This window comes from Hyphomicrobium sp. 99 (assembly GCF_000384335.2).
In the GTDB taxonomy this organism is placed as follows: domain Bacteria; phylum Pseudomonadota; class Alphaproteobacteria; order Rhizobiales; family Hyphomicrobiaceae; genus Hyphomicrobium_B.
In genome coordinates this window covers 3081786-3098978 of sequence record NZ_KQ031382.1, presented here as the reverse complement: position 1 = coordinate 3098978, position 17193 = coordinate 3081786, and the positions used below count along the sequence as shown (strand labels likewise).

Below are 17193 nucleotides of genomic sequence, written 5' to 3'. Positions count from 1 at the left end.
TAGAAATGCGAGGCTCCGTGTGTCGGCCGATATAGAGCTTGAGCGGGAGAATAAGGCCCTCAGGTTACTATTGGCGCGAGCTGGGCTGGAATCAGCGGAACACGACGTCGCCAGAAAACTGCAGCAGCTTATCGTTGAAGAGCTGCATCATCGCATCAAGAATACGCTGGGAATCGTTCAGGCGATCGTTTCTCAAAGTCTGCAAACCGCCGACACGATTGTCGAAGCGCAGCGCGCTATCGGGCAGCGACTTCAGTCGCTTGGCAGGGTTCAAGACCTCCTTCTGCAAACGAAATGGATTCAGGCGAGCCTGAGTTCACTCATCGCGGTTGCAATCGAGCCATTTAATTCAAAGGGAGTGGATCGATTTTCAATCGCGAGCCCGGCGATTGATGTGGCAGCCGCCGCTGCGCTTCCGTTGGCCATGGTTCTCAACGAGCTTTGCACAAACGCGAGCAAGTATGGCGCGCTCTCGGTCCCAAACGGGCATGTCGACATTCAGGCTGAGATCGATCCCGACGGGCGTCAGATACTGCTCACCTGGACAGAAAGCGGTGGTCCGACAGTCGAGGAGCCGGTCAGGAGAAGTTTCGGAACGCGATTGATTGAGCAAAGTCTTCTGTCAACGATCGATGGGAAAGGCAAAATACAATACCGGCCCACCGGCGTGGTTTGCGTTCTCGCTATTCCACTCGCGGCGCTTCAATTGACCTAAGTTTCAGATTGAAGCTCGAGCGGTTTCTGAAAGGGGGTACTGTTGCTGTTGAGCAGTTGTGCAGGCGCAACTCTAGTCGCTGTTGCAGATCCCAGACCAATTTTAGCAATTTTTTCTGGTGCTTAGGCGGCGGTCTAAGCGCTACTTTGCCGTTCGAATCGTTGCGCGCCCGACACAGTAAAGCAGTTGTTGCTTTCCGCCTCGTATTCTGGCACCAATTTGCGCACCGAAGTGGGGATAACTAGGAAATTACATCGGGTTTAAGGGTCGCGCTGCCTGTTTTTGCGTTTGGGCTGCGACCGTCAAAATCCCGCGCTATTGGGCCCGCCGCATAGCCTGATAGAGTGGGTATGATCGAACTGAGCGACCACACGAGTGGCCTCCTCGAACGGTTGCAGAGGATCGATCGCGAAGCTGGGTGAGGAACAACGCCCTCTTTGAACCTCGCCCGGTTGTGGCCAGGGTCGCGAAGCTGTCTCGGAACGATTTACCCCGCTGCCGAGTTTGCTTTAGGCCCTGGCCGCTTTCAGCCAGGGCTTTCAACACATTCGATTTTATCAAGAACAAACCAGCGTAGGCCGGGCGATTTTCGCCGACTACTTGATCTTGGTTTCTTTGAATTCGACGTGCTTGCGCACGACGGGATCATACTTCTTGAAGACAAGCTTTTCAGTCGACGTACGCGGGTTCTTCTTCGTGACGTAGAAGAAGCCGGTGCCGGCCGACGAGAGCAATTTGATTTTTTGTGTTACCGGTTTCGCCATGGATCCTGGCCCTAAGTGGAAGCGCCAATGTACCTTGGCGAGGAAGCGCGCAACATACGCGCGAACTTTGCCGTGTCAAGGCGCCGGAGGTGCGACCTTACAGGATATTAGATCGCGGCGATAGGTTGATCCGGCTGAATAATAGAAGGGCAGAAGCTCGTTCAGCCCCTTTATCTCCGGGTCATCCTGAATGAGCGCCACAACATCTTCGAGAACAAGCTTCGTGATGCGAGGCAGGTCGAGTTCGCCTGCTGCCGAAAACGTAAACCATCCGAGATCGAGCAGTTCGCCGTCGGGTAACGATGAATTTCCAGTTATCGCATTCGCTTTCGCGACGAAGAACCAGGTGTCGTAGCGGCGGACGCGTCCGGGCGGAGTAATTGCGCGTGCGAAGGGGAGAAGCTCCGCTGGTGCTGGGCTATGGCCTGAAGCGACGAAGGCTTCCCAGGCCGCGCTCTGCTCGATGAATGGCGCATTCTTGCCGACGATCAGTCCCGTTTCCTCACAGAGCTCGCGAACAGCCGCGAGGGCGAACGGCTTAATCTCGTGGGCGAGGTCCATCGGCATGAACCCGCCGTCGAAACGATTGGCGAGAACGCGATCGTCCTCTTCGACGCGGCCGCCGGGGAATACCCATTTGTCGGGCAAGAATACTTGGCTCGCGTGACGCCGGCCCATCAGCACAGTCGGTTCCGATCCGGACGCGTCGACGACGACGAGGCACGCTGCGTCGCGTATCGGCGTTTCGCTCAGCGGGACGCTTGTTGCTTCAGACATCGGGCGGCGCGGTCAGGTTGACGGGCCGGAGTCGGGCGGCGGAAATTCTTCCGGCGGATCCTCGTTTGGATCTCCGAAGCCGTGCATGCGAAGTGCCCATTGGTAGCCGATCAACGATCCCTTGACGCGCGGCAGGAGCCAGAGGCTCAGCAGGACCAGCGCGGGCATCCATATGACCAGCTGCACCCACGTCGGTGGGGAGTAGAGCCTCTCAAGGATGAGGATGCCGGCCACGATGACGTGCGCGGTGATCGTCATGACGAAATAGGGCGGGGCATCGTCGGCCCGCTGATGGAAAAGCTCGGCCGCGCAAACCGGGCAGTGGTCGTTGACCTTCAGGTATTTGCCGTAGAGCCTGCCATCGCCGCATTGAGGGCACTTCTCGTGCCAGCCACGGCCCATTGCCTGCCAGACATTTCGATCTGCAGCATCGTCCGGTACGGGAATGTGGTTGGCGGTGTCGAGCATGGACATTTGATGGTACCTTGGCGCACCCGGGTCAAGCCGCGCGTTCATTCTGCGGCGTTATCTACTCCGGCCTCGGAACTTGTTTCCAGGCTTTCGCTGCCGGCTGCGGTTTCCGAGCACCTTCGAGCCGAAATTCCCCTTGGACGGCTCGGTGAGCATTTCAAATCTTAACGCTCCGGCCGAGGGGATAGCCTCGAGCAAGCGAACCTCCACCGTATCGCCCAGGCGATATCCGGTGCCCGTGCGCGCGCCGACCAGAGCGTGGGCCGCTTCGACGTGATGGTAGTAATCGTTGCCGAGGCTCGAGATCGGGATGTAGCCGTCGGCCCCAGTATCCTTCAGCTTTACGAAAAGTCCCGATCGCGTGACGCCTGCGATGCGGCCGTGGAATGTCGCACCGACCTGATCGGCGAGGTGAGCGGCGATGAGGCGATCCGTTGTTTCGCGCTCTGCGGACATGGCGCGGCGCTCAGTGTCGGAGATCGCTTTCGCGATGCTGGCGAGGTGCGGGATTTCTTCATCGCTCAGACCATCGGGCCCAAGATCAAGCGCGCGGATCAGTGCGCGATGCACGATCAAATCGGCGTAGCGGCGGATTGGCGAGGTGAAGTGTGCGTAACGCACGAGGTTCAGTCCGAAATGTCCGATGTTCTTCGGATTGTATTCGGCCTGCGACTGCGAACGCAGGATCACCTCGTTGATAAGGTCGGGAACCGGCAAATCCTTCGCTTGCGCAAGGACGCGATTGAACGCTTCCGGCTTCAGCGCGCCGGCGTGCGGGACCTTCATGTCGAGGGTTTCGAGGAAGTCTCTGAGGCCCTTCAACTTTTCCGGGCTTGGTGCATCGTGGATGCGATAGACGAGGGGCAGGCGTTTTTCCTCGAGCGTCTCGGCAGCCGCGACGTTCGCTTGAATCATGAATTCTTCGATCAAGCGATGCGCTTCCAGCCGCTGTGGCGTGACCACACGATCGACTTTGCCTTCGGCGTTGAGCAGGATCTTGCGCTCGGGCAAATCGAGGTCGAGCGGGCCACGCTTGTCGCGCGCCCTGGCGACGGCCCTGTAGGCCTCCCACAAGGGCTTCAGCGCGCTTTCCATCAGCGGCTGACACTTGTCCGATACGTTGCCGTCGATCGCGGCCTGGGCTTCCTGATACGAAAGCTTGGCGGCTGATTTCATCATCGCGCGGATGAATGTGTGGCTGCGTTTTTCGCCATGCTTGTCGAACACCATGCGGACGGCGAGACAGGGCCGCTCTTCGAGTTCGCGTAGCGAGCAGAGGTCGTTCGAAATCTTTTCCGGAAGCATCGGCACGACGCGATCCGGGAAATAGACCGAGTTGCCGCGGAGTTTCGCTTCGCGGTCGAGTTTCGAGTCAGGGCGGATGTATTGAGCGACGTCGGCGATGGCGACCGTTACGACGAAGCCGCCCGAGTTTTTTCCGTCCGTGTCGGGCGCCGCGTGGACGGCGTCGTCGTGATCGCGGGCGTCAATGGGATCGATGGTCAGGAGCGGGATATCGCGAAGATCGATCCGCCCCTTCATCGTTGGCGGCGTCAGCGTCTCGCATTCCTGGATGACCGATTCCGGGAAGTCTTCAGGGATGCCGTGCGCATGAATTGAGATCAGCGAGATCTTGCGCTGGTCGTCAGGATTGCCGAGGCTTTCAACGATCTCGGCGCGCGGCGTCGCGAAGCGTCCGCGGCGGTTCAATTGAAAGCGAACGAGATCGCCGTCGTTGGCGCCGCCGGTGTCATCCGGCAGAATTTGCCAGCTCTTCAGTTCCTTGCGGTCGATAGGCTCGATGGTGCCGCCGCCGCGCTTCGATGCGCGATAGATGCCGAGAAGCCGGCGTTTTTCGCGCGGGAGTTTCTTGATCGGCGTCGCTTCGTATTGCGCGCCTCCACTCCCGCGCGGGAGCTTTTCGAGGCGAGCGAGAACGTGATCGCCGATGCCGATTTCGACGTCGCGACCGTGACCGGTTACGATGCGAACGATGGGCCGCTTGCCGTCGTCTTCTTCCCAGTGAAGCGGTTTGGCGATCAGATCGCCGTCCTTGTCGCGGCCGGTGACTTCAAGCGTCGTGGTGGGCGGGAGCTTGCCCTTCTCGCGCATGTGCTTTTTATCGCCTGCGAGCGTGCCCTCTTCCGCCATCTCGGCCAGCAGACGCTTCAATGCGATCCGCGCGCCGCCCGATACGCCGAAGGCACGCGCGATCTCGCGCTTTCCGGCTTTGCCCTGAGCGGAATTCAGAAAGTCAAGGATCTGCTCTTTGCTCGGAAGTCCGCCGTTCGCAGGAGCTCGCGTCACATTCGATTTGCGGGCCACCTGGCGCCTCGTTTTTGCCGTCAGGCCTTAGCCCTGGCGAGTTTCTTTGCGGGTGCAGCGGCCTTCGCCGCCTTTTTCGCGGCTGCAGGCTTCGACGCCTTACGTTCGGCAGGCGCCGCGCTTGCGCTTTTAGCAGGTTTTTCTGCGGCTGCGGCTTTCGCGGGCTTTGCTGATTTGGCTGCTGCTTTCGGCTTCGCGCTGCGCGATGCCTTCGACTTCTTGCCGCCGCCATTGGCGATCCGCTCGGCGATAAGCGCCACAGCCTCATCCATCGTGAGGGAGGCCGGATCTTTCGCGCGCGGGACGGTGGCGTTGACTTTGTTGTGCGTGACGTAGGGTCCGTAGCGGCCTTCGAGCACCTGCACGACGCCGCCTTCGCTCGGGTGCTCGCCAAGATCCTTCAGGACCTTCGGCGCGTTACGCTGGAAGCGGCTCTTGCCGCCGCCTGCGCGTTTTTCCGCAATCAGCGTGACCGCGCGATTGAGGCCGATCGTGAGTACGTCCTCGACACTCTCGACATTGACGTAGGTTTTGGCTTCGCCGTTCTCATGGACAATGAAGGGTCCGAAACGGCCGAGCCCGGCGGTGATCACGCCGCCTTCTGTCGGGTGCACGCCGACCTCGCGCGGAAGCGACAGAAGCTGTAGCGCCTTCTCGAAATCGAGCGTCGCCGCGTCGATGCCTTTCGGGATGCTCGAACGTTTCGGCTTTTCGTCGCCGACCGCCTCGCCGAGCTGGATGTAGGGTCCGAACCGGCCGGTGCGCAGAGTGACTGCAACGCCATCGTCATTGTACCCAAGAATCTTGCCGTCGAGCGCGTTGGCGTCGCCGTCGGCGGATTGCGTGAGCTGGCGCGTATAATTGCACTCTGGATAGTTTCCGCAGCCGATGAAGGCTCCATACTTTCCGGAAATCTTGAGGCTCAGGCGTCCCGATCCGCATTTGGGGCAAAGACGCGGATCGCTACCGTCTCCCTTATCCGGGAAGACGTGCGGCCCAAGCATTTCATTCAACGCTTCGAGAACGTCGCCGACGCGCAGGTCCTTGATCTCGCCGACGGCTGCCATGAAGTCGCGCCAGAAATCGCGGAGCACGTCTTTGTAGGCGAGTTCGTCGTTGGAGATGAGGTCGAGCTTTTCCTCGAGATCGGCAGTGAAGTCGTACTCGACGTACTTCTTGAAGAAGCTTTCGAGGAACGCGATGACGAGACGTCCCTTGTCCTCAGGGACGAGACGCTTCTTTTCGATGCGCACGTAATCGCGGTCGACGAGAACGGCCATTGTCGACGCATAGGTCGAGGGCCGGCCGATGCCCAGCTCTTCCATCCGCTTCACCAGCGTCGCTTCCGAGAAGCGCGGCGGGGGCTGCGTGAAATGCTGGTCGGCGCTGATCTCTTTATCTTTCAGGTGGTCGCCGACGGCGAGCGGCGGAAGGCGACGATTTTCATCGTCGTCGGACGTATCGTCCTTGCCCTTTTCGATCGTGCGAACGCGGTCGTCGCGGCCTTCCTCGTAGACCTTCAGGAAGCCGTCGAACATCAGGACGGAGCCGTTCGCCCGCATGCCGTAGGCTTTGCCGTCGGCACCCTTGACCTCGATTTCCGCGGCCGTCTGCTCGATGTCGGCAGCGGCCATCTGGCTCGCGATGGTGCGTTTCCAGATGAGATCGTAGAGAGCGGCCTGGTCCTTCTCGAGGTGCTTGCGGACCTGATCGGGCTTGCGGCGCGGGTCTGTCGGGCGGATGGCTTCGTGCGCCTCTTGGGCGTTCTTGGCTTTCGTTTTGTACTCGCGTGCGAAGGGCGTGTAGTTCCTGCCAAATTCGGCGGAGATCACGTCGCGAATGTGCCCGACCGCTTCCGGAACGATCTGGACGCCGTCCGTTCGCATATAGGTGATGAGGCCGACGGTCTCGCCGCCGATGTCGACGCCTTCATAGAGGCGCTGGGCGATCTGCATCGTCTGTTTCGCCGAGAAGCCGAGCTTGCGCGAGGCGTCCATCTGCAACGTCGACGTCGTGAAGGGCGGGTAGGGATTGCGCTTCGTCGCCTTCTTCTCGATCGACGCGACGCGGAAGTCCCGGCCGATCAGCGCTTGCCTGATGGCAGTCGCCGTCGCTTCGTCCTTGATGTCGAGTTTCTTGAGCGTCGTTCCGTCGATCGCGACGAGGCGGGATTTGACGTCCTCGCCCTTGGCGGTCGAAAGCAGCGCCTCGATCGTCCAGTATTCGTCGGTTCTGAAGGCTTCGATCTCGGCTTCGCGGTCGCACACAAGACGCAGCGCGACGGACTGGACGCGGCCGGCCGACCGGGAGCCCGGCAGCTTGCGCCAGAGCACGGGCGACAGCGTGAAGCCGACGAGATAGTCGAGGGCGCGGCGCGCCAGGTAGGCGTCGACCAGAGGTTCGTCGATCTTGCGCGGCTCCTTGAGCGCGGCGAGGATCGATTGCTTCGTGATGGCGTTGAAGGCGACCCGCTCGACCTCGGTATTCTTATTGAGGGCCTTCTTCTGATTGAGGATCTGGAGGATGTGCCAGGAAATGGCCTCGCCTTCGCGATCAGGGTCGGTCGCGAGGATCAGTTTGTCAGCTTTTTTGAGCGCTTCGGAGATCTCACGCATGATCTTCTGCGACTTCGGATCCACTTCCCAGTGCATCGCGAAATCCTGGTCCGGCTCGACGGAGCCGTCCTTTGCAGGCAGGTCGCGCACGTGCCCGTAGGACGCGATGACCTTGTAGCCTGAGCCCAAATATTTGTTGATCGTCTTGGCCTTAGCGGCGGATTCGACGATGACGACATTCATCTCGCGATTTCGCTCCTGGGCCGCGCTTCGCCCGTCGGGTCGACGGATAGGCGGCCTTCAATCGCCGCCTCGCGGCGGGCCGGGAACATGGTTGATCGACGCAGCGCTGTCAAATCCTGGGTTGTCACAACTATAGATTGTGCAATTATTGATATTGCGACCATAGAGATAATGCTCTACATTAAGCATATGGAATGAGCGGTGTTTTTCTCAAGGGCGATGGAAGAATTGCAGAACAGTGGATTTTCCGGCCGGGACGGCGAAGAGAAGCGCGAGCATCTAGAATATCTCGCTGATTTGTTAGGCGAATTACAGCGCATGGCAGAACGCGAAGGATGCCGGAAGCTATCCCGGTTGCTCGCAATATCGCATGCTGAGGCCCGGCGCGAAACGCATCGCCAGGAAGGCTAAACACCTTTCAAAGCCACCAGACTGTAGCCCTGGCGCTCGATGCGGCCGCCGAGATCGAGTTCCAGCAGTGCAATTTGCACCGCCTGAACGGTTATCCCGCATTGCCGCGCAATGGCATCGACGGTGACGGGTGCGGGCCCGAGCGCCGATAGGACGACTTTCAAGACATCTTCAGCCGGAAGATCCGGTCGGACGGATTTCGCTTCGTCGGGTTCGGCCGCCGCTGGCTCTTGGGCGAGCGTATCGTCGTAGCGGCGTTCTTCGAGGCCCATGATGGGACGGAGGACGTCAACGACGTCCGCGGCTTCGGTGACAAGCGTCGCGCCTTGTTTGATGAGCCGGTTTGTCCCTTCCGCGCGGGGATCCAGCGGATGACCGGGGATGGCGAAGACCTCGCGGCCCAGATCATTGGCATATCGGGCCGTGACAAGGGTTCCGGAACGGGCCGCCGCCTCGACGATGACGACGCCATGAACCAATCCGGCAATGATCCGGTTTCGGCGCGGAAAGTCTTTGTCGCGCGGCTGCAGTCCGGGTGGTCGTTCGGTGACCAGACATCCTTCAATTCCGATCCGCGCCTGCAGCTCGGCGTGTTCGGGCGGATAGATCCAATCGATGCCGCCTGCGAGAACGGCGACCGTGCCGGTTTTCAACGACGTCTCGTGGGCGGCCCGATCGATGCCGCGCGCGAGGCCTGAGACGATGACGAAGCCGGCTTCGGCCAACTGAGCCGCAAAGATCCGGGTCAACTGCGTGCCGGCTGCTGAACATTGCCGCGAGCCGACGATGGCGACGGCGGGAGCATTCAGAAGCCGATGGTCGCCTTTGACGTAGAGCATCGGCGGCGGTGCATCGATGCGGGCGAGAAGGGCCGGATAGTTCGGCTCGATCGTGAAGAGGGGCGTGGCGCCAGCGCGCCGGGCGGCTTCGAGTTCGCGTTCTGCGTCGGCTTTGGGGCAGATCCGGATCGGGCGGCCTGAACCGCCACGACGGGACAGCGCTGGCAGAGCTTCAAGCGCCTTCGTCGCGCCGCCGTAGTGGTTGATGAGATCACGGAACGTCACCGGGCCGACGTTTTCCGATCTGATCAACCTCAAGCACGCCAGCCGCTCTTCATCGGAAAGCTCCGCCGTTGGAAGCGGTGCCGGACGAAAAAGCTGCTGCTGCTCAGGTCTTGGAACCAATCCTTGGCTCCTCCCCCGCCAGCAAACGCCCGATGTTCGCGTGATGCTTGATCAGAATAATGAGGCTCATCACGGCGACGACGGCCGCGAGATCGGCATTCCCCAGGAACCACGCCGCAATCGGCGCGGCGATGGTCGCGACAATGGCCGCGAGTGACGATATGCGCGTCAGGGCGGCGACCGTCAGCCAAAGCACGGCAAAGACGAGGGCGCATTGCCAAGCGAGCGCCAACAAAACGCCGAGGTACGTCGCGACGCCTTTTCCACCTTTGAATCCGAGCCAAACCGGAAAGATATGTCCGATAAAGGCCGCGAGGCCTGCGAGCATCGCGGGCGCCTCGCCCAGATAATGCCTCGCGATGAGCACCGCGACGGCACCCTTGGCGGCGTCGAGAAGGAGTGTCGCCGCGGCGAGCCTCTTGTTCCCCGTGCGCAGGACATTGGTCGCGCCGATATTACCCGAGCCGATGTTGCGAATGTCGCCGAGCCCAGCGGCACGCGTCAGCAGCAGGCCGAACGGGATCGAACCCAGGGCATAGCCGATGACGAGAGCCGCCGCGATCGCAGCCGGCGAGACGCCGTCCATCAGCATTGCCAAAGGTAACAAAGAGCTCATGTCCTAGATCTTTTTCGCAAAGGCCCGCTCGAGCGGCGGGGGGAGGGTCGGTCTATGTGCGCTCGACACCAGCGTATTCATAGACCGTCTGTCCGGCAACCATCGTCCGAAGCACGCGGCCCTGCATCTTGGCTTCGTCGAAGGGCGTATTCTTCGAGCGGGAACGGAGCAGGTCTTTGTTGACGACCCAGGGCTCGCCCGGATCGAACAACACGAGATCCGCAATGGCGCCTTTGGCCAGCCTTCCGGAGTGCAGCCCCAAGAGGCGCGCTGGATTGATGGTCAAAGCCTTCAGCATCGCGGAGAGCGTGATGTCTCCCGAATGGACGAGGCGGAGCGCTGCGGAGAGCAATGTTTCAAGACCGACGGCGCCGTCTGCAGCTTCGGCGAAGGGCCGCCGCTTGGTGTCGGCGTCCTGCGGGTCATGGCTCGATACGATGACATCGATGTCGCCATTGGCGACGGCCTGTACCATCGCGACGCGATCTTCTTCCTTGCGCAACGGAGGACGCATTTTGAAGAACGTACGATATGGCCCGATATCGTTTTCGTTGAGCGTCAGGTGATTGATCGAGACACCGCAGCTGACGGGAAGCTTTTTTGCTTTGGCGTTTTTGATGACGTCGATGCTTTCCTGGCAGCTGATGGTCGCGGCGTGGTAGCGCCCACCGGTCATTTCGACGAGACGGACGTCGCGTTCCAGCATGATCGTCTCGGCAATTTTGGAGATGCCGGGCAGTCCGAGGCGGGAGGCGACTTCGCCCGAGTTCATCGAGCCGCTGGAGAGGTAAGGGTCTTCGGTATGGTGGACGACGAGCGCGTTGAAGTCCTTGGCATAGCTCAGGACATTGCGCATGACGCGGGTATTGACGACGCTCGATTTGCCGTTCGAAAAGCCGATCGCTCCAGCGCGCTTCAGCAAACCGATCTCGGTCATTTCCTCGCCCTGCAGACCCTTCGTCATCGCTGCCATGGTCTGGACGTGCACCAGAGCGTTGTCGCGGGCGCGGCGCTGAATGAAGTCGACGAGCGCGACCTGATCGATCACCGGATTGGTGTCCGGCATGACGACGATGGTCGTCACGCCACCTGCCGCTGCGGCATGGCTCGCCGTCTTGAGCGTTTCGCGGTGCTCGTAGCCGGGTTCGCCTGTGAAGACCTGCGCGTCGATCAGGCCGGGCGCTAAGACGTTGCCTTTGCAGTCTATGACGTTCGCGCCTTCCGGAGCGTTGCGCCTCAGATGGGAGCCCAGATCGGTGATCAGGCCGTCCTTGACGAGGAGGCCGCCCGGTTCATCTCGGTTCGATGCGGGGTCGATGAGGCGGGCGTTGATGAAGACGGTGGCGGTGCCGAGGCTCTTCGGCTTTTCGATCGGCTTTCTCATCGGGCGTCCTCCGCGAAGCCCGGAAGGTGTGCCGATAACGCTTCTAGAACTGCCATTCTGACGGCAACGCCCATTTCAACCTGTTCACGGATAACGCTTTTGGAATGGTCGGCGACGGTCGAGGCGATTTCGACGCCGCGATTCATCGGACCTGGATGCATGACGAGTGCGTCGGGCTTGGCTCGCGCGAGCTTTTCGTGATCGAGCCCGAAGAAATGGAAGAACTCACGGGTCGACGGGACGTATGAGGCATCCATGCGTTCGCGCTGAAGGCGGAGCATCATCACGATATCGACGCCTTCGATGCCCTTCCACATGTCGGTGAAGACTTCGCAGCCGAGGCGTTCGGGAGACGACGGCAGCAATGTCGTTGGGCCGATGAGGCGGACGCGTGCGCCGAGCGCGTTCAAAACGTTGATGTTGGATCGTGCGACGCGGGAGTGGACGATGTCGCCGCAGATTGCGACCGTCAAACCGGCGATACGGCCTTTCGCCCGGCGGATGGTCAGCGCGTCGAGAAGCGCTTGCGTCGGATGCTGGTGGGCGCCGTCTCCGGCGTTGATGACGGAGCAATCGACTTTCTGAGACAGCAGCTCTACGGCGCCTGCCGCGTGATGGCGGACGACGATGATGTCCGGGCGCATCGCGTTCAGCGTCACGGCGGTGTCGATGAGCGTCTCGCCCTTGGTGACCGACGACGTCGCGACGTTCATGTTCATGACGTCGGCGCTCAGCCGCTTGCCCGCCATTTCGAACGAGGCCTGCGTGCGGGTCGATGATTCGAAGAAGAGGTTGATGATCGTCCGGCCCTCAAGCACATCGCGCTTGCGGCCGTTATTGCGGATGTGATCCGCATTTCTATCGGCCAGATCGAGCAGGAAATTGATTTCGTTGGCCGACAGACCCTCGCAGGTCAGCAGGTGGCGGCGCGGAAAAACTTTCAGCGCATTGGTATTCGATTTCGATGTCATTAAAGGCGCTTCTATAGGGGGAGTCTTGCGGGGCCGCAAGGAGGGGAACGACATCAATCCCAAAGGGACTTAACGGCGGGTGAAGTGCCATCCGGGCACAGAGCATCGGGAAGCAGTGATTTCCGCGCTGCAAAGCCTCGCCAGTTCGAGATCAGGCCTTGTTATTCAGACGATCGAGCGCGCTCTGCAGGATGATCGTGGCGGCTAGCTTGTCTATCACCTCGGCGCGGCGTTTGCGCGTCTGATCGGCGTCGATCAACATTCTTTGAGCTTCCGCGGTGGTCAGGCGCTCGTCCCACAGCAGGATCGGAAGCGGCGACAATTTATTGAGATTGCGTGCTAGCGCCCGGGTGGCCTGCGCCCGGGGGCCCTCCGTCCCGTCCAAATTCCGGGGCAAGCCGAGCACCAGGCCCGCGACGTTGTGCTCAGCGGCAAGTGACAAGAGTCGGGTCGCGTCCGCCGTGAACTTGGTTCTACGGATCGTTTCGAGGGGGGAGGCTATCGTGCGCCGCACATCCGATAGGGCGAGGCCGAGCGTTTTGGTGCCGGCGTCGATGCCGATGAGGCGCCCATCCGTGATGTCGCGGAAGTCCTGCTGGTCTTCCGTGGTGCGGCCGGGTGGCGCTGGAGCGGCCGACTGGTTCATAATGTGATGCCTGAGTATGTGTAATGGGAGGATTGCGAACCAGCCTCTACCAGCTTCGGCGGCAAATTGGCATCGTTCGTCGCGTTACAGCTCTGTTTAACCCTCTGAAGGTACCGGAGATAGTACCGCCGGTTGCATTGATGCGGTGAGGGCGGCTAAGAGAGCTTCGCAACATCCCCCGATTTCCTTGAAGGGACATTTCCATGCAGGTCGACGAAGCGACCGTTCGCCGTATCGCGCGCCTCGCTCGGATCAAAATCAGCGATGCCGAGGCCAAGGGCCTCGAGACGGAACTCTCGGGCATTCTCGATTGGGTGAAGCAACTCGACGAGGTCGATACCGCGAACGTCGAGCCGATGACGCGTGTCGTCGCGCATCAACTCAAGATGCGGGACGATGTCGTTACAGACGGCGAGATCGCAGATCAGGTCACGGCAAATGCGCCGCTGGCCGAGGACAATTTCTTCGTGGTGCCGAAGGTCGTGGAGTAGCTGGTGACGGATCTTACCAAATTGACGATGGCCGAAGCCCGCGACGGCTTGGCGAAAAAGACGTTCACGGCGCTTGAGCTGACCGACGCGTTTATCTCGGCTATCGAAACAGCCAATCCTGCGCTCAATGCCTACGTTCTCCAGACGCCGGAGCACGCGCGCGTGCAGGCGAAGGACAGCGACAAGCGGATCGCGGCCGGCAAGGCGCGTTCGCTCGAAGGTCTGCCGATCGGCAACAAGGATCTTTTCTGCACGCGCGGCATTCGCACGACGGCGTGCTCGAACATTCTCGGTGAATTCAGCCCGACCTACGAATCGACCGTCGGACAGAATTTGTGGGATGCCGGCGCCGTGATGCTCGGCAAGCTCAACAACGACGAATTCGCGATGGGATCGTCGAACGAGACGAGCGCCTTCGGAAACGTCGTCAGTCCCTGGCGGCGCAAGGGCAAGGACGGCAAGCTCTCGACGGACAAGCTGGTGCCGGGTGGCTCGTCGGGCGGCTCGTCCGCGGCTGTTGCAGCCAGTCTCTGCCTCGCCGCGACGGCGACCGACACGGGCGGCTCGATCCGCCAGCCAGCCGCTCTCACCGGCACTGTCGGCATAAAGCCGACGTATGGCCGCTGTTCGCGCTGGGGCATCGTCGCATTCGCGTCATCTCTCGATCAGGCAGGTCCGATCGCGAAGACGGTGCGGGACAGCGCGATCATGCTCAAAGCGATGGCGAGCCACGATCCGAAGGACACGACATCCGTCGATGCGCCCGTTCCGGATTACGAGGCGGTGCTTGGCAAGGGCGTCAAAGGGCTCAGGGTCGGAATCCCAAGAGAGTATCGCGTCGAAGGCATGTCGCCTGAGATTCAGAAGCTCTGGGACGATGGGATCGCTTGGCTCAAGTCGGCGGGCGCGACGATCCACGATATTTCTCTGCCGCACACGAAGTATGCGCTTCCCGCCTATTATATCGTGGCGCCTGCCGAGTGTTCGTCCAACCTCGCGCGATACGACGGGATGCGCTACGGGCTGCGCGTCAACGGCGACAATCTGATCGACACCTATGAGAATACGCGCCATCAGGGCTTCGGCAAGGAAGTGCGCCGCCGGATACTGATCGGAACGTACGTGCTTTCGGCGGGCTATTACGACGCCTATTATCTCAAGGCGCAGAAGGTTCGGACTCTGATCAAGCGCGATTTCGACGAGGCTTGGAATAAGGTCGATGTCGTGTTGACGCCGACGACGCCTTCGCCGGCTTTCGCGTTCGGCGAGAAGACCGGCGATCCGTTGGCCATGTATCTCGAAGACATCTTTACGGTCACCGTGAACATGGCGGGGCTGCCGGGAATGTCGGTTCCGGGCGGTCTTTCTTCAGAGGGAACGCCTCTCGGGCTGCAGCTGATCGGCAAGCCGTTCGATGAGGAAACGCTGTTTCGGACTGCTCAGGTTATCGAAGATGCAGCCGGCCGCTTCGCGGTGCCGGAAGCTTGGTGGATGAAGGGCTGACATCATGGATCCGAAACGGCCGTGGGAATGCGCAGACATGTCCCAGGTTCGCACTGAAATCGATCGCATCGATGCCGCCCTGGTCGATCTCATCGCGGAGCGCTTTGGCTACGTCGACCGCGCGTGGCAGCTCAAGATGAATTCGAGCGAAGGCGCCATCGTGCAATGGCGCATCCAGCAGGTGATCGATCGCGTCAAGGCGCGAGCAGCGGACAAGGGGTTGCCGCCTGAGATGATCGAGATGGTTGGCGCGCAGTGGCGAAACATGATCGGCTGGTTCGTCCAGTTCGAAGAAGAAAAGCTGCGACAAGTCCAGAACGATACCCAAAAGTCGGGAGTTGATGGTGCCTGATTATCAGCCCAACGTGCCGCTGATTGAAGTCTTCCTTTATGGCGTGCTCAATCCCGCTACGATCGTTGTCGCCTTCATGCTTGGCCGCCGTGCGGATGACAAAACCAAGATCATGATCGCAGCTTTTGGCGGCGCGGCTGCCGGAGCGGCGTTGCTCTATATTGTAACTTTTCTTCGCCTTTGGGACGCGCCTACGCTCGGTCGCGCTATTGCAGGCGTTTTCACAACGTCGCTCATCGCGGGTCTCGTTTATGCGGGCATCGGTTACGCGACCAAGGGATGGTCTGGAGGCCAGAAATGAACTCTCAGAAAATCGCTGAAAAGCCGAAATCCAAAAATCTGATCGAAGGTGCGACCGGTGACTGGGAAGTCATCATCGGCCTCGAGGTGCACGCGCAGGTCGCGTCGAATTCGAAGCTCTTTTCGGGCTCGTCGACGGGCTTCGGCGCACCGCCGAACAGCCACGTCTCGCTCGTCGATGCCGCGATGCCCGGCATGCTGCCTGTCATCAACCGCGAGTGCGTGGCGCAGGCCATTCGCACTGGGCTCGGTCTCAAGGCTCAGATCAACAACAGAAGCGTTTTCGACCGGAAGAACTATTTCTATCCGGATCTGCCGCAGGGCTATCAGATCTCGCAGTACAAGCAGCCGATCGTCGGCGAAGGCGAAGTCGAGATCACCGTCGACGGCGAGACGCTGAAGGTCGGCGTCGAACGGCTGCATCTCGAGCAGGATGCGGGCAAGTCGTTGCACGATCAGCATCCCGACTATTCCTACGTGGACCTCAATCGTTCGGGCGTTGCGTTGATGGAGATCGTGTCGAAACCCGATCTCAGGTCGTCGAAGCAGGCGCAGGCCTATGTGACGAAGCTCAGGAGCATTCTGCGTTACCTCGGAACGTCCGACGGCGACATGGACAAGGGCAACCTGCGCGCGGACGTCAACGTCTCGGTTCGCAAGCCTGGCGACAAACTCGGCACGCGCTGCGAGATCAAGAACGTCAACTCGATCAGGTTCATCGGCCAGGCGATCGAGTACGAGGCACGCCGGCAGATCGATATCATCGAGGACGGTGGCACGATCGACCAGGAAACGCGCCTATTCGATGCCGCGAAGAATGAGACGCGTTCCATGCGGTCGAAAGAAGAAGCGCACGACTATCGCTATTTCCCCGATCCCGATCTGCTGCCGCTCGAGTTCTCGAACGAGTATGTCGAAGAGCTCAAATCGAAGTTGCCCGAACTGCCCGACGAAAAGCGCGCGCGTTTCATGACGAGCTTCGGGCTTTCGGCTTACGACGCCGATGTGCTCGTCGCGGAGCGGTCGTCGGCTGACTATTTCGAGAAGGTTGCGGAAGGCCGCGATGGCAAGGTCGCCGCCAACTGGGTGATCAACGAGCTTTTCGGTCGTCTGAACAAAGAAGGCAAAGCCATCGAGGATAGCCCGGTTTCTGCGGCGCAGCTCGGTGCGATCGTCGACCTGATCGGGTCGAACGCCATCTCGGGGAAGATCGCCAAGGATCTCTTCGAGATCGTGTGGACCGAAGGCGGCGATCCGGCGGAAATCGTCGAAAAGCGCGGCATGAAGCAGGTGACCGACACCGGCGCCATCGAGGCGGCTGTCGACGCCATCATCGCGGCCAACCCGGAGAAGGTCGAACAGGCGAAGGCTAAGCCTTCCATGCTCGGCTGGTTCGTCGGTCAGGTGATGAAGTCGACGGGCGGCAAGGCGAACCCTGCGTCCGTCAACGACATCCTCAAGGCCAAGCTTGGAATCTGATGGCCG

The 17193-nt window shown here is 60.6% G+C and carries 16 protein-coding genes; 6 read left to right on the top strand and 10 right to left on the bottom strand.

From position 1 onward, the window contains the following. Positions 1 to 19 precede the first annotated feature (19 nt). Complete coding sequence (locus G359_RS14995; RefSeq protein ID WP_082072951.1) at positions 20 to 715, top strand: sensor histidine kinase; 696 nt, start codon at positions 20 to 22, stop codon at positions 713 to 715. 596 nt (positions 716 to 1311) lie between these two features. Here the strand turns inward: G359_RS14995 and rpmG are convergent. The 10 genes from rpmG to ruvX all read right to left on the bottom strand — a co-directional run bounded on the left by rpmG (position 1312) and on the right by ruvX (position 13062). Next, positions 1312 to 1479: a 50S ribosomal protein L33 gene (gene rpmG / locus G359_RS14990; protein ID WP_045836778.1), complete on the bottom strand. Its 168-nt coding sequence runs from the start codon at positions 1477 to 1479 to the stop codon at positions 1312 to 1314. Between the two features lie 75 nt (positions 1480 to 1554). Beyond that, the gene (locus G359_RS14985; protein WP_045836777.1) at positions 1555 to 2256 is read right to left on the bottom strand and encodes an NUDIX hydrolase; all 702 of its coding nucleotides are present in this window, start codon (positions 2254 to 2256) and stop codon (positions 1555 to 1557) included. A gap of 12 nt (positions 2257 to 2268) precedes the next feature. After that, positions 2269 to 2730 (bottom strand): DUF983 domain-containing protein, encoded by a 462-nt coding sequence (locus G359_RS14980; RefSeq protein WP_052699400.1) that lies wholly within the window; start codon positions 2728 to 2730, stop codon positions 2269 to 2271. Positions 2731 to 2781: 51 nt separating this feature from the next. Continuing rightward, entirely contained in the window at positions 2782 to 5052 is a 2271-nt protein-coding gene (rnr, locus tag G359_RS14975; RefSeq protein WP_045836776.1) for a ribonuclease R, read from the bottom strand. A 20-nt stretch (positions 5053 to 5072) separates the two neighbouring features. Further along, entirely contained in the window at positions 5073 to 7850 is a 2778-nt protein-coding gene (gene topA / locus G359_RS14970) for a type I DNA topoisomerase (protein ID WP_045836775.1), read from the bottom strand. 407 nt (positions 7851 to 8257) lie between these two features. Further along, positions 8258 to 9445 (bottom strand): DNA-processing protein DprA, encoded by a 1188-nt coding sequence (dprA, locus tag G359_RS14960; RefSeq protein WP_045836773.1) that lies wholly within the window; start codon positions 9443 to 9445, stop codon positions 8258 to 8260. Then, the gene (gene plsY / locus G359_RS14955) at positions 9429 to 10031 is read right to left on the bottom strand and encodes a glycerol-3-phosphate 1-O-acyltransferase PlsY (RefSeq protein ID WP_045838069.1); all 603 of its coding nucleotides are present in this window, start codon (positions 10029 to 10031) and stop codon (positions 9429 to 9431) included. The genes dprA and plsY overlap by 17 nt, the downstream gene beginning before the upstream one ends. Positions 10032 to 10113: 82 nt before the next feature. Next, a complete protein-coding gene (locus G359_RS14950; protein ID WP_045836772.1) occupies positions 10114 to 11445 on the bottom strand; it encodes a dihydroorotase in 1332 nt (443 codons plus the stop codon). Further along, the gene (locus G359_RS14945; protein ID WP_045836771.1) at positions 11442 to 12416 is read right to left on the bottom strand and encodes an aspartate carbamoyltransferase catalytic subunit; all 975 of its coding nucleotides are present in this window, start codon (positions 12414 to 12416) and stop codon (positions 11442 to 11444) included. The genes G359_RS14950 and G359_RS14945 overlap by 4 nt, the downstream gene beginning before the upstream one ends. 151 nt (positions 12417 to 12567) lie before the next feature. Continuing rightward, positions 12568 to 13062, bottom strand: a complete 495-nt coding sequence (gene ruvX, locus G359_RS14940) for a Holliday junction resolvase RuvX (RefSeq protein ID WP_082072949.1) — start codon at positions 13060 to 13062, stop codon at positions 12568 to 12570. A 203-nt stretch (positions 13063 to 13265) separates the two neighbouring features. Here ruvX and gatC point away from each other — a divergent pair, with 203 nt between their 5' ends. Genes gatC through gatB form a run of 5 tightly spaced genes read left to right on the top strand, consistent with a single transcriptional unit; the run spans position 13266 to position 17187 of the window. Continuing rightward, entirely contained in the window at positions 13266 to 13553 is a 288-nt protein-coding gene (gatC, locus tag G359_RS14935; RefSeq protein WP_045836770.1) for an Asp-tRNA(Asn)/Glu-tRNA(Gln) amidotransferase subunit GatC, read from the top strand. Between the two features lie 3 nt (positions 13554 to 13556). Continuing rightward, positions 13557 to 15056, top strand: coding sequence for an Asp-tRNA(Asn)/Glu-tRNA(Gln) amidotransferase subunit GatA (gene gatA, locus G359_RS14930; RefSeq protein WP_045836769.1), 1500 nt, complete (start codon positions 13557 to 13559; stop codon positions 15054 to 15056). A 37-nt stretch (positions 15057 to 15093) separates the two neighbouring features. Next, positions 15094 to 15408, top strand: a complete 315-nt coding sequence (locus G359_RS14925; RefSeq protein ID WP_245280052.1) for a chorismate mutase — start codon at positions 15094 to 15096, stop codon at positions 15406 to 15408. Beyond that, the gene (locus G359_RS14920; protein ID WP_245280051.1) at positions 15398 to 15709 is read left to right on the top strand and encodes a hypothetical protein; all 312 of its coding nucleotides are present in this window, start codon (positions 15398 to 15400) and stop codon (positions 15707 to 15709) included. Before G359_RS14925 ends, G359_RS14920 begins: the two co-directional genes overlap by 11 nt. Then, the gene (gene gatB / locus G359_RS14915; RefSeq protein ID WP_045836767.1) at positions 15706 to 17187 is read left to right on the top strand and encodes an Asp-tRNA(Asn)/Glu-tRNA(Gln) amidotransferase subunit GatB; all 1482 of its coding nucleotides are present in this window, start codon (positions 15706 to 15708) and stop codon (positions 17185 to 17187) included. The genes G359_RS14920 and gatB overlap by 4 nt, the downstream gene beginning before the upstream one ends. Positions 17188 to 17193 lie beyond the last annotated feature (6 nt).

What these genes read in the sequence shown, in the direction of transcription:
- rpmG (WP_045836778.1), bottom strand. Translation starts at nt 1,479, where the DNA reads ATGGCGAAACCGGTAACACAAAAAATCAAATTGCTCTCGTCGGCCGGC.
- G359_RS14985 (WP_045836777.1), bottom strand. Translation starts at nt 2,256, where the DNA reads ATGTCTGAAGCAACAAGCGTCCCGCTGAGCGAAACGCCGATACGCGAC.
- G359_RS14980 (WP_052699400.1), bottom strand. Translation starts at nt 2,730, where the DNA reads ATGTCCATGCTCGACACCGCCAACCACATTCCCGTACCGGACGATGCT.
- topA (WP_045836775.1), bottom strand. Translation starts at nt 7,850, where the DNA reads ATGAATGTCGTCATCGTCGAATCCGCCGCTAAGGCCAAGACGATCAAC.
- plsY (WP_045838069.1), bottom strand. Translation starts at nt 10,031, where the DNA reads ATGGACGGCGTCTCGCCGGCTGCGATCGCGGCGGCTCTCGTCATCGGC.
- G359_RS14950 (WP_045836772.1), bottom strand. Translation starts at nt 11,445, where the DNA reads ATGAGAAAGCCGATCGAAAAGCCGAAGAGCCTCGGCACCGCCACCGTC.
- G359_RS14945 (WP_045836771.1), bottom strand. Translation starts at nt 12,416, where the DNA reads ATGACATCGAAATCGAATACCAATGCGCTGAAAGTTTTTCCGCGCCGC.
- ruvX (WP_082072949.1), bottom strand. Translation starts at nt 13,062, where the DNA reads ATGAACCAGTCGGCCGCTCCAGCGCCACCCGGCCGCACCACGGAAGAC.
- gatC (WP_045836770.1), top strand. Translation starts at nt 13,266, where the DNA reads ATGCAGGTCGACGAAGCGACCGTTCGCCGTATCGCGCGCCTCGCTCGG.
- G359_RS14925 (WP_245280052.1), top strand. Translation starts at nt 15,094, where the DNA reads ATGTCCCAGGTTCGCACTGAAATCGATCGCATCGATGCCGCCCTGGTC.
- G359_RS14920 (WP_245280051.1), top strand. Translation starts at nt 15,398, where the DNA reads ATGGTGCCTGATTATCAGCCCAACGTGCCGCTGATTGAAGTCTTCCTT.
- gatB (WP_045836767.1), top strand. Translation starts at nt 15,706, where the DNA reads ATGAACTCTCAGAAAATCGCTGAAAAGCCGAAATCCAAAAATCTGATC.